The sequence below is a fragment of the Chondrinema litorale genome (assembly GCF_026250525.1).
Lineage (GTDB): Bacteria > Bacteroidota > Bacteroidia > Cytophagales > Flammeovirgaceae > Chondrinema > Chondrinema litorale.
On sequence record NZ_CP111048.1, the window covers coordinates 185,704 to 198,925 of the forward strand.

A 13,222-nucleotide genomic window follows, 5' to 3' on the forward strand; every position below is an offset into this window, starting at 1 on the left:
TTATGGAAACATTTAACCCGAAACCACCAAAATGGATAGATAAATTACTGGAACGTATTTGTCCTTCCTATTTGATAGAAGAAATATTAGGAGACTTACACGAACGCTATGCATTAAGAGCAGAAAGAGTAGGTGAAGCCAAAGCCAAAAGACAGTATATGCGAGAAGTAATGGCATATATGCGAACTATCATTTTAAGTAAATCATCATCAGAATATAATAAATTCATTTCTATGGGCATGTTAAGTAATTACCTGAAAGTAGCATGGAGAAACCTCACCAAAAACTTGGGTTACTCTTTTATCAATATTGGAGGTTTGGCTTTGGGAATGGCTGTAGCGATTATAATTGGCCTATGGATTCACGATGAACTTTCATTCAATAAAAATCACGAAAATTACGATCGTATTGCCAGAGTAATGAGAAATGGAACACTCAATGGCGAGACCTTTACTACTAATTACGAACCTTATGCTTTGGGTGAAGAATTGCGCGACAAGTATGGAAGTAATTTTGACCATGTAGTAATGGTGATGTCTATTACAGAACATATCTTGGCAGATGATGAGAACAAGCTTTATTTAGAAGGAGGCTTTATAGAGAAAGAGGGACCAGAGATGTTTACTTTCAATATGATTGAAGGAACCAGAAAGGGACTAGATGATCCAAACTCAATTATACTTTCGGCTTCTGGTGCCAGAGCACTTTTTGGTGATGAAAACCCGATTGATAAAACCCTAAAACTAGATAATAACTTAGATGTAAAAGTAACTGGTGTGTATGAAGATTTACCACACAACAGTCATTTTCAAGGTATTTCATTCTTTGCTCCTTTTGAATTGTACTATGCAGAAAACGAGTGGATAAGTCAACAAGGATTCGGAAATAACTTTCTTGATGTATATGTACAAATTAGTGAGCAAACAGATTTTGAAACTGTTACTGCGAGCATAAAAGATGTTATTATACAAAACTTAAATGGTAGTGGTAATAAAGGCTATTTGCAAGTAAACCCACAATTGTTTCTGCATCCAATGGCAAAGTGGCATTTATATTCTGAGTTTAATAATGGGAAGAGTGCTGGTGGATTGATTCAGTTTGTATGGCTTTTTGGTATTGTAGGTCTGTTTGTGCTCTTGTTGGCATGCATCAATTTTATGAATTTAAATACTGCACGATCTGAAAACAGGGCTAAAGAAGTGGGTATCCGCAAAGCGATTGGTTCTGTACGTAAGCAATTGATAGGACAGTTTCTAAGTGAGTCTTTTCTGGTTGTTGTTCTGTCATTTTACATTTCCTTAATATTGGTTTCACTTTCATTAAATTGGTTTAATGATATAGCCGATAAACAGATATCAATGCCTTGGAGCAACATTTACTTCTGGCTTGCAAGTTTGAGTTTCATTATATTTACAGGATTTGTTTCAGGCAGCTATCCAGCTCTCTATCTATCCTCTTTTCATCCGGTGCGAGTTTTAAAAGGTACTTTTAGAGCTGGTCGTTTTGCTTCTTTGCCAAGAAAAGTGTTAGTGGTATTTCAGTTTACTGTGTCTGTAACTTTGGTTATTGGAACAATCATCGTATTTAAACAGATTCAATTTGCCAAAGACCGACCAGTAGGATACACTAGAGAAAATCTACTTTCCATTCCCATGATGACCTCTGAGTTTCATCAAAAATATGAAGTATTAGAAACATCATTATTAAATACTGGTATGGTGGCAGAATCTGCACAGTCGCTCGGATCTCTTACCGGAATAGGTTCTAGCAATGGTGGATTTAATTGGAGAGATAAAAATCCGGATTTTCAAATAGAATTTGCAACCATAACTGTAAGTGCTGACTATGGTGAAACGGTAGGCTGGGAGTTTTTACAAGGCAGAGATTTTTCAAGCGAGTTGGCAAGCGATTCATCGGGTTTTATCATCAATGAAACTGCTGCTAAAATGCTTGGTTTCGATAATCCAGTGGGAGAAGAAATGCATTGGTCGCCGGGTTGGAAAGATGCACAAAATTATACTGTAACTGGTGTAATTAAGGATATGGTTATGCAATCACCTTATGCGCCACCTATGCCCACAGTTTTTTATCTCGATGGTTTTACAAATACAATTCTTGTAAAAATTAAACCTGAAGTAAGTGTGAGTGAAGCCCTTCCTCAAATAGAAAGAGTACTTAAAGAAACAATTCCGTCAGCACCATTTAATTTCAAATTTGCAGATCAAGAGTATGCATTAAAATTTGCAGCAGAAGAACGAATTGGTAAACTGGCTTCTGTTTTTGCGGTACTTACCATTTTTATCAGTTGTTTGGGTCTTTTTGGACTAGCTTCATTCGTTGCAGAACAACGTACAAAAGAGATCGGAATCAGAAAAATTCTGGGTGCTTCTGTGATAAATCTTTGGAAAATGCTTTCGAAAGATTTCGTGATATTGGTGCTTATTTCGAGCTTTATAGCCATACCATTAGCGTATTTCTTATTGAATAACTGGTTAGAAAATTACGAATACAAAACAGAAATTTCTTGGTGGATATTTATGGTATCAGGAGGTGGAGCCTTGGGCATTACCTTGTTAACTGTGAGTTTTCAGGCAATTAAGTCTGCATTGGCAAACCCTATAAAAAGCTTGAGAAATGAATAGACCTCCCAAATGGATAGATAAATTGTTGGAATATCTTTGCCCCTCAGATTTACTTGAAGAGGTAATGGGAGATTTACATGAGCGCTATACATTGAGGGCTAAAAGAGTGGGAGAGAATAAGGCAAATAAACAGTATTTGCGAGAAGTGCTGGCTTACATGCGGCCAATAATTTTTAGCAAAACATCATCAGAATATAACAAATCAATTTTTTCGAATATGTTAAAAAATTACTTCTTAATCGCTTTCAGAAATCTCACTAAGCACAAAGTTTTTACCTATATTAATATAGCCGGCTTAACTCTCGGAATAACTTGTGCGTTGTTTATTCTTCTCATTGTAAAGTTTGAGCTGAGTTTCGATACTTACCATACAAAAGCTGATCGTATTTACAGAGTAATTACAGGCAGTAGGCCTGATGATCCAGTGAGTTACCATGCGGGAACGCCTCATGGTTTGGCTCCGGTTTTAAAAGAAGAGTTTCCAGAGGTTGAGAAAGTAGCAGTAATTAAACGTATCAATTCACAAAAAAGGCAATTTAAGATTGATAATGATATAGTCAAGTTGAGTAATAGCTATTTCGTATCGCCAGAATTTTTTGAAGTATTTGATTATGAATGGATAAATGGCAATCCTGAAAAATCGCTGAGTGAGCAAGGGCAAATGGTAATTACAGAGAGTATTGCCAAAACTTATTTTGATGGTGATGCTTTGGGTAAGAGAGTAAGAATGAATAATGAGTACGATTTGGTGGTGAGCGGAATAATTAAAGATTTGCCAAAAAACACAGACAATCCTTTTGAGGTAGCAGTTTCTCATGCGACTTATGCAGCTAGTGACGATTACGATAAAGAATATTCCCCATCGCATTCTTCGGGTTACCATACTTATGTGTTGCTAAAAGAAAATGCAGACAATAAAGCATTGGATGCCAAATTTCCGGCAATGATTGAGAAATATAACGGAAAAGAAGTGGCTGAAAAGTTTCTGGCTCATGTTTTACAACCAATGTCTGATGTTCATTTTAATGAGATTTGGAGTAACGGAAACTTTAAAAATCAGATCACATCTAAAAAATCTATCTGGACAATCGCACTTATAGGTTTATTTATTCTATTAATCGCGTGTATCAATTTTATAAATCTTACAACTGCGCAAGCTGGCAAAAGAGCAAAAGAAGTGGGTGTTCGCAAGGTAATGGGCAGTTCAAGAAAGCAATTGATATTTCAGTTTATGGGTGAGTCTTTTACCTTAACTTTGGTGGCGACGATTCTTTCTGTTGTGTTAACTTCCATATTGCTACCTTATCTCAAAACACTACTTGAAATTAATTTAGACGAGCAACTTTTGTTCTCTAATGATGTAATCTTAGGTTTGGTAATCCAATGTGTTGTGGTGAGTTTGTTGGCAGGTTTTTATCCGGCAATGGTTTTGTCTGGTTATAAACCGGTTTCTATTTTCAAGGCTAACCAATCTTCGAATAACTTTGGTGCTTTGTGGTTGCGCAAGGGTTTGGTGGTGTTTCAGTTTACCATTACGCAGGTTTTAATTATCGCCACAATTGTAGTGGTAAGCCAGCAAAATTATTTCAGAACTACTTCACTTGGTTTTAATAAGCAAGCAGTACTTATTGTCGACTTGCCGGAATATGATGAAAGCAAAGCAGATTTTATCAGAAATAAATTATCTCAATATCCGCAAATTGAAGGAGTGAGTTTTTCATTAAATGCGCCTTCTGCGGCTTCTAACAAATGGTTTAATCTTTTCTGGCACGAATCAGACCCAGACAAGGGTAGGCAAGTCGAGATGAAACCAGTTGATGATAAATACTTAGAGGTGTATGATATTCCTTTGTTAGCTGGTGCGCCATTGCGCGATGGAGATAGCAGTATTTTAGTGAATGAGGCTTTTGTGAAAGAAATCGGTTTTACCAAGCCAGAAGAAGCCATTGGAGAAATGGTTACTTGTGGTGGCAAAAACATTTTTATTAAAGGTGTGGTAAAGGATTTTCATACGCTCTCATTACACGAAAAAATTTATCCTGTGATGTTAGTAGATTTAAAGCATCAATTCCAATTGGCTTCATTTAAAATAGACTTGAAAAATGCGGGAGAAGCAATTAGTGCAATTGAAGACCAGTGGCAAGAACTCTTTCCAGAATATTATATGAATTACCGATTTGTAGATGATGATATTGAAACCTGGTACGATCAGGAAAGGAGAACAAGCAGATTCCTTACGCTCTTTGCAGGAATCGCCATTTTTATTGGTTGTTTGGGTTTGTACGGCTTAATCAGTTTTATTACTGGGCAGAGAACCAAAGAAGTTGGCATCAGAAAAGTATTGGGTGCATCGGCACAGCATATTATCTACTTGTTTTCTAAAGAGTTCGCATTGCTCATTGCTTTGGCTTTCATAATAGCGGTGCCAATTGCCTATTATTTTATGAACAATTGGCTGAATACATTTACTTATAAAATTGATATGAGCTGGTGGATTTTTGCCATTGCAGCTATTTCAGGCGTATTAATCGCAGGTTTTACAATTGGGTTTAAATCAATCAAAACGGCTTTAACTAATCCGATTGATAGTTTGAGGAATGAGTAAAAATGAGAATCCATATAAACCTCCAAGCTGGGCAGATAACTTGCTAAAGCGCTTTTGTTCTTCGGAACTCACAGAAGAAATTCTGGGAGACTTACACGAACGCTATGCTTTAAAAGTACAAAAAGTAGGTGAGCGAAAAGCCAAATGGCAGTACGTGGGCGAAGTGTGGGCATTTATACGGCTAGCTAACTTTAAGCGGAATAACTCAGATTATTATTCACCACAATTTACAGATATGTTTCTTTATTACTTAAAAATTGCGGGCAAAAATATCTTTCGTAACAAAGTGTTCTCGGGATTTAGCATTTTCGGATTAGGTCTGGGAATCGCGGCAGTTTTGTATATTTTAATCTATCTGGATTTTGAGTTGAACTTTGATCGCTTCCATGAGAAAGCAGACCGAGTTTATCGAATTGAAACACCATTTGTTCAAACGCATGAGAAAGAAATTGAGGTAAATTGGCGTTCAACACCTGCAAATTTGGCTTCTTACTTTCAAGAAGATTATTCCGGAATTGAAGCTTTTGTAAGAGTGTATCAATATTGGCAGCAAGAATCCATTGAGCTACAATTTGAAAATAATGAAGTAGCAGAATCGGCTATTTATGCCACCGATGCAGCTTTATTAGATGTGTTTTCAATTGATGTATTTGAAGGGAATGCCAAAACAGCACTTGTTGGCCCAGATAAAATCATTATTTCAAAGAGTTTAGCTAAGCGAATTTTTGGTGATCAAGACCCAATAGCCAAGATCATCAATAGTAATTTGATCAATGAAGGTCTAGGTAAAAATCAATCTTTTCTGGTAACAGGAATTTTTCAAGACATTCCAAAAAACAGCAACATACAAGCTGAAGCCTTCATTTCTGCTGAGTCTGATCCACATTTAGCAGATTATTATTTTAATCAGTTTAATGTGAATACTTATGTTTTACTGAATGAAAAAGCGCATATTGAAAACCTAGCAGCCAGTTTTTCTTCCATTTACGATAAACATTTAAATGCCGATAGAGAACCCGTTTTAGTGCGTGCCAACCATGCATTAGTGCCCTTAACTGCCATCCATTTTAATGAGACTGGTGGTGAAACTTATATGTATATTTTTAGTGGAGTTGCCATTTTGTTATTGCTCATTGCCGGTATCAGTTATGTGAATATGGTTACTGCTCAGGCAAGCAAAAAAGCTTTGGAAGTGGGTATTAGAAAAGTGATGGGTTCACATCGAACAGAGTTAGTAAAACAGTTTTTAACGGAGTCCTTCCTATTCACTTTTCTGGCAATGGTATTCGGAGTTTTATTGCTTTTTGTAAGCATGGATGGACTAAATCAAATGCTAGGTTTACAGTTGGGTTTGAGTCAATTTTGGCAATGGCCAGTGCTCTTAGGAATACTTTCAATACTGATATTTATAGGCTTTTTAGGTGGAAGTTATCCAGCTTTTTTCCTCTCGGCATTCAAACCTGCTGCTGTAATGAAGGGCAAACTGGTAAAAAACGTGCCTTTTAGAAAAGTGCTTGTGGGTGTACAATTTGCCATTGTGATTTTTGTGCTCACCTGTACCGGAATGATTTACGACCAACTTCAATTCCTCAGAAAAAAAGATTTAGGTTTTAGCAAAGATCAGCTTGTAATGCTTTCACTACCAAGCGATTATGAAGCGGATAAGTGGGAAGTATTTAAGAATGGAGTTTTGCAAAATCAATTTGTAGAAGCAGCCGCTACTGCTAGTTTTATTCCGGGTGGAGGCAACATGCGAAGAGGACCTGTGAGTGCCGAAGGTGAATCGGGAGAGGCACAGAAAATATCCTACATTGGTCGCTTCGATTATGATTTTCTCAATACGATGGATATCGACTTGGTATCTGGGAGAAATTTTTCAACAGAGTTTCCGGCTGATGTTACGCAGTCTGCTATTGTGAATGAGCAGTTTGTAAAAGATTATGATTTAGGGAATGCATTAGGTAAAAAAGTGAGATTTGGTAGTAAGGATAATCCTAAGTTTTTTGAGGTTGTGGGTGTGGTAAAAGACTTCCATCAAAGCTCATTACACTCAGCTATTGAACCTCAAATGTTTTTATTTAGAAATTCGGATATGCTCGCATTAAAAATTAAGCAAGATATTTCTGCTGGTATGGAAGTGATCGAAAAACATTGGGCTGAGATTTTTCCAAATACTACTTTTGAATATCGCTTTCTAGATGATGCATTGCAAAGAGCTTACGAAGCAGATCAAGTTCGTGGAAAAGTATTTTTCACCTTGTCTATAATAACCATTGTCATCTCATTTATGGGCTTGTTTGGTTTGGCTTCTTACCTTTCTAAACAAAGAATTAAAGAAGTGGGAATTAGAAAAGTATTGGGTGCAAGTGTTAGCGATTTAGTCGTGATGATGAGCAGAGATTTTGTGTTGTTAGTGCTTATTGCCGCATTGCCAGCATTTATCACTGCTTGGAATATTGTAAATATTTGGTTAGAAAATTTCGCTTTTCGCACGGAGATGAATTACCTGCTTTTCGGTTTGGTATTGCTGTTTACAATGTTGCTCACATTTAGCATAACTGCATTGCACGCATTACAAACGGCACATTTAAATCCGGCAAAAACTTTAAAATACGAATAGCTAATATCAATAAACTTAATGTCTAAGCATAAAAAGAAAACATATCAACCACCACGTTGGGCAGACAAATTATTGCAACACTTTTGTTCACCAGAGTTAGTAGAAGAAATTCTGGGAGACTTGCACGAACGCTACGCTTTAAGAGCACAAAAAGTGGGCGAGCAAAAAGCAAAAAAGCAGTATGTGCGAGAAGTGATGGCATACATACGATTATCAAATTTAAAACTATCATCAGAAGGTAAAAACATAATACTTATGGGTATACTCAACAATTACATTAAAGTAGCAGGCAGAAATCTACTACGCCATAAAGCCTTTTCATTTATCAATATTACGGGGTTAAGCATTGGTCTTGCTTGCTGTATGCTCATTGTTTTGTATACAAAAGATGAGGTGAGTTTTGATCAATTCCACGAAAAGAAAGATCAAATCTACAGGGTTACTGCGATGATGACGCGTGACGATGGTATTAAGAAACTTGGAGGAACCAATCAGATTGTAGGGCCTTCTTTTGCGGCAGAAGTTCCCGAAATAGCAAGCTATACCCGAATGGAAACCACCACTAAAACGCTGAGAAATGGAACAGATAATTATAATGAAGAGGTTTTGGCTGTTGAAGATAACTTCTTCTCTGTATTTTCATTTCCATTAGTTGCAGGCAGTTCAAAGCAGGTTTTTTCGGAGTTAAATACGATGGTATTATCTGAAAATGCGGCAAAAAAATATTTCGGGACAACCGATGTAGTTGGCAAAACCCTCGACTTAAATTTCGAAGATCAGTTTGAGTCTTTTGTAATAACAGGCGTGGCTAAAAATCCACCACAAAACTCATCTATTCAGTTTAATGTCTTAATCCCTTTCAAGTTTGGTAGACCAAGTGATGAAGAAAGCAATTGGGTGGGTTTTCATCTCAATACTTTTATAGTACTCAATGAGACGGCTTCTTGGATGGATGTAGAACCTAAGTTCGATCAGGTTTTTCAGAGTAAAGCAGCCGAAGAATTGAAGTTGATGAGAGAGCGATTTGCTTTCATCAAAGCTGTGAACTTCAAATTACAACCATTGTCGCAAATACATCTCGATGCTGAATATGGAGCTTCTCGAAATGGTTTAACAGCAGGTAGCGATCCTATTTATTCATATATTTTGTCTGGAATTGCTTTGTTTATTCTTCTCATTGCAAGCATTAATTTTATAAATCTCACAGTGGCTCATTCTCTCAGAAGAGCCAAAGAAATTGGCATTCGTAAGGTAATTGGCGGGCAGCGAGTACAACTTGTAGTCCAGTTTTTAGGTGAGTCTTTCGTATTGTGCTTGTTGGCTTTTTGTGCAGCAATACTCATTGTTCAATTGGTATTGCCAACCTTTAACGAGTTGGCTAACAAGCAATTAAGCTTTACTTATTTATTAGATATAAAATTAATTTCCGGCTATGTTATCTTGTTTTTAGCTACTGGATTAATAGCTGGTTTTTATCCGGCATTGGTGCTTTCTGGTTTTGAGCCAGTTAAGATTTTATATAATCGCTTTCAACCAAATGGGAAAAATTATCTGGTAAAAGGCTTGGTAGTTTTTCAGTTTGCTTTGGCTACTTTTCTGATTATAGGTACAGTTGGAATTTATGCACAATTCAATTTGCTCACGAATAAAGATTTAGGTTATAATGATGAAAATCTGGCAATTGTACACTTAGGAAATGGCGATTATGAACTCGAATTAAATTCCATGAAAAATGATTTGGCTAAAGATGTGTCGATTGAAAATATTGCGGTGAAATACTTCGGGCAGAGTGGAACTATTGGCAAAATCAATAACAATGAAACAGACATCAAATTCGATATCAGTTGGATTGATGAAGCCTTTTTACCAATGGCAGAAATACCTTTGGTAGAAGGCAGAAATTTCTCTACTGATTTTCCAAATGATAAAACACAATCTGTAATTATCAATGAGACTTTTGCCAAAGAAGCTGGTTGGGATGCGCTTTCTCAAAAAAATCCGATTGGGCAAGTAATCAATTATCGCGATGAGCAATTAACTGTAGTAGGAGTCATTAAAGACTATCATTTTAGATCGCTAAGAGAATCTATAAGACCTATACTATTTAAAAATGGTTCTGGTGATTTGTGGATTAAACTAAAGGCAGATCAAATTCCATTGGGTTTAGATGCGGTGCAAAAAGCTTACGAAAAAGTATTCCCGTTTCGCCCTTTCCACTACGATTTTATGAGTACCATCAACGAAAGGAGGTATGCAGTTGAAGCCAAATGGAAAGAAATGATTACAGCAGGAGCTTTGCTTTCTATATTCATTTCTTCTATGGGATTGTTCGGTCTCGCTATGCTCACCATCCAAAGACGAACCAAAGAAGTGGGTATTAGAAAAGTGCTAGGGGCAAAAGTGACAGATATAGTTACTTTAATTTCGGTTGATTTTGTGCGATTGGTAATTATTGCTTTTGTAATTGCCATTCCTGCTGGAGCTTATGCCATCAATTATTGGTTGCAAGATTTTGCTTATCGCATTGAGCTTTCTTGGTGGATTTTCGCACTTCCGGGATTCGTCGCTTTATCCATTGCCATTATTACTATTAGCTTCCAAAGTGTGAAAGCTGCCATTGCCAATCCGATTGATAGTTTAAGAAATGAATAAAAAAAGAGATAAACATAAACCACCCAGTTGGCCAGATAAACTCTTGGAAAAGTTTTGTGCATCGGAGCTAACAGAAGAGATTCTGGGTGATTTGCATGAGCGATTTGCTAAAAGAGTACAAAAACTGGGTGAGCGGAAAGCCAAGTGGCATTATATCAGGGAAGTGCTTTCATACATCCGATTTTCAAATATTAAAACAGCTTCATCAGAAGATAAAAACATCATTCTTATGAGTATACTCAACAATTACATTAAAGTAGCAAGCAGAAATCTGCTTCGGCATAAGGTTTTTTCATTTATCAATATTACAGGTTTAAGTATTGGCTTGGCTTGTTGCATGCTCATTATTCTTTATACAAAAGATGAAGTGAGTTTCGATCAATTTCACGTGAAGAAAGATCAGATTTACAGAGTAACTGCAACCATTTCAAATGAAGACAACCAAATAAAACTGGGAAGTACAAACCTAATTGTTGGGCCATCTTTTCAAGAAGAAATACCGGAGGTTAAATCTTTTGTTAGGATGCAGTCTGGCTCATACATTATAAAAAAAGGAAATGAGTCTTTTGATCAGCGCGTGGTTTTTACAGATGATAATTTTTTCGAAGCCTTTACTTTTCCATTAATCCACGGAGATAAATCTAATGTATTTGCGGAGTTACAATCTGTGGTACTGACAGAGAAAAGTGCTGAGAAATATTTTGGGAAAACAGATGTAGTTGGTGAGTCGCTAGAGCTAAGGGTAGGAGATAGTTTTGAGCCTTTTGTGGTAACAGGAGTTGCTAAAAATCCACCTCAAAACTCTTCTGTGCAATTTGAAATGATGCTTCCTTTCAAATTCAGTTTAACCCAATACAAATACATTGATAATTCGTGGTTGGGCTTTTATATTCATACCTTTTTGATTTTAGATGAAAAGGCAGATTACAATCAGGTTTTACCCAAGCTAGATCAAGTATTTTTAAGTAAGGCGAAAGATGAACTTGCTGAGTCTAAAGAAAAATTTGAACGCGAAGAGCAAATTCATTTTGGTATGCAGCCTTTCACACAAATACATCTAGATACAGAATTTGGAGACGTGAGAAATGGCTTAACATCGGGTAGCAATCCTATTTATTCCTATATACTTTCTGGAATTGCTTTATTTATCATGCTCATTGCTTGCATCAATTTTATAAACCTTACTGTTGCTCATTCTTTAAAAAGAGCAAAAGAAATCGGTATAAGAAAAGTAATTGGTGGGCAGCGTGCACAATTAATTGGGCAGTTTTTAGGTGAGTCTTTTACACTATGTTTGTTTGCTTTTGTAGCAGCTTTGTTCATCGTAGAAATATCGCTACCTTCTTTTAATGAGCTGGCTAACAAGCAGTTGAGTTTTAGCTATTTGTTAGATACACAGTTAGTTGTTGGTTATATAGTTTTATTCTTTATTACAGGTTTATCAGCAGGTTTTTATCCGGCAATTGTGTTATCTGGTTTTAAACCAGTACAGGCATTGAGTAATCGAGTTCGATTAAGCAGCAAAAACTATCTAGCTAAGGCATTGGTAGTTTTACAGTTTGCATTGGCTACTTTTTTAATCATCGGTACAGTGGGTATTTATGCTCAGTTCGATTACCTCACGCATAAAGATTTAGGCTATAATGACGAAGATTTAGTGATGGTAGGTTTAGAAAGAGGCAAAGAAGCAGAACTAGCAGCACAGTTTAAAAATGAATTGGTTGATAAAACGACCATACAAAGTGTATCTCTAGTAAGTCCCGGAAACTCTTACACCAGTGCCAAAACCGATGGAACAGAAAGAGGTTTTTTTATTAAATGGATAGACGAAAACTACTTGCCAACTTTGCAAGTACCTATTGTTGCAGGTAGAAATTTCACCGAAGGGAATCAAAACGAAGAAGACGAATCTGTCTTGGTAAATGAGGCATTTGCAAAAGAAGCAGGCTGGGAAAATCCGATTGGTAAACAAGTAGACTTTTTCTATAATAATGAAAAGCTTACGGTGATAGGCTTAGTAAAAGACTATCATTTTTCTTCGCTTAAAGAGAAAATTGGGCCATTACTATATAAAAAAGGTGCTGGGAGTTTGGTGATCAAATTGAAACACGACCGAATTATTGATGGACTTATTACCATTGAAGATGCCTATAAAAAGATACTTCCATTTCGACCTTTCCAGTATGATTTTAAGAATACAGAGAATGAAAGAAATTACGAAGCCGAAGCCAAATGGAAACAAATGATTACAGCAGGAGCTTTGCTTTCCATTTTAATTTCGTGCATGGGCTTGTTTGGTTTAGCGATGTTATCCATCCAGCGAAGAACTAAAGAAGTGGGTATTAGAAAAGTGTTGGGTGCTAAGGTGACAGACATTGTGGCTTTAATCACGAGTGATTTTATAAAACTGGTGATAATCGCATTTGTAATAGCTATTCCGGCGGGTGCATATGCCATTAATTATTGGTTAGAAGATTTTGCTTATCGCATAGAGTTGCAATGGTGGTTGTTTGCTATACCGGGTGTGTTGGCTTTGTTAGTTGCTACACTCACAATCGGTTTCCAAAGTATAAAAGCAGCCATTGCCAACCCGATAGACAGTTTACGAAATGAATAAAAATAGATTTAGGTAAAACCTATCAAACCCAGTCAGTGATATTGACTGGGTTTATTTTTAAATGATCTTTTGGTACTTTTATATCA

At 36.5% G+C, this 13,222-nt stretch carries 5 protein-coding genes; all 5 read left to right on the forward strand.

Annotated features, from left to right (window positions below; genetic code table 11):
- Window positions 1-2: 2 nt before the first annotated feature.
- From OQ292_RS27980 to OQ292_RS28000, 5 genes are read left to right on the forward strand one after another with little or no spacing between them, the layout of a single operon-like run.
- Window positions 3-2,642 (forward strand): ABC transporter permease, encoded by a 2,640-nt coding sequence (locus OQ292_RS27980; RefSeq protein ID WP_284687391.1) that lies wholly within the window; start codon window positions 3-5, stop codon window positions 2,640-2,642.
- Window positions 2,635-5,247 carry an ABC transporter permease gene (locus OQ292_RS27985; RefSeq protein ID WP_284687392.1) on the forward strand — a complete coding sequence of 871 codons (2,613 nt, stop codon included), beginning with the start codon at window positions 2,635-2,637 and terminating at the stop codon, window positions 5,245-5,247. Before OQ292_RS27980 ends, OQ292_RS27985 begins: the two co-directional genes overlap by 8 nt.
- Complete coding sequence (locus OQ292_RS27990; RefSeq protein WP_284687393.1) at window positions 5,240-7,867, forward strand: ABC transporter permease; 2,628 nt, start codon at window positions 5,240-5,242, stop codon at window positions 7,865-7,867. The genes OQ292_RS27985 and OQ292_RS27990 overlap by 8 nt, the downstream gene beginning before the upstream one ends.
- Window positions 7,868-7,885: 18 nt before the next feature.
- Complete coding sequence (locus OQ292_RS27995; protein WP_284687394.1) at window positions 7,886-10,519, forward strand: ABC transporter permease; 2,634 nt, start codon at window positions 7,886-7,888, stop codon at window positions 10,517-10,519.
- On the forward strand, window positions 10,512-13,136 hold the full coding sequence (locus OQ292_RS28000; protein ID WP_284687395.1) for an ABC transporter permease: 2,625 nt from the start codon (window positions 10,512-10,514) through the stop codon (window positions 13,134-13,136). Before OQ292_RS27995 ends, OQ292_RS28000 begins: the two co-directional genes overlap by 8 nt.
- Window positions 13,137-13,222: the final 86 nt, after the last annotated feature.

What these genes read in the sequence shown, in the direction of transcription:
- OQ292_RS27980 (WP_284687391.1), top strand. Translation starts at nt 3, where the DNA reads ATGGAAACATTTAACCCGAAACCACCAAAATGGATAGATAAATTACTG.
- OQ292_RS27985 (WP_284687392.1), top strand. Translation starts at nt 2,635, where the DNA reads ATGAATAGACCTCCCAAATGGATAGATAAATTGTTGGAATATCTTTGC.
- OQ292_RS27990 (WP_284687393.1), top strand. Translation starts at nt 5,240, where the DNA reads ATGAGTAAAAATGAGAATCCATATAAACCTCCAAGCTGGGCAGATAAC.
- OQ292_RS27995 (WP_284687394.1), top strand. Translation starts at nt 7,886, where the DNA reads ATGTCTAAGCATAAAAAGAAAACATATCAACCACCACGTTGGGCAGAC.
- OQ292_RS28000 (WP_284687395.1), top strand. Translation starts at nt 10,512, where the DNA reads ATGAATAAAAAAAGAGATAAACATAAACCACCCAGTTGGCCAGATAAA.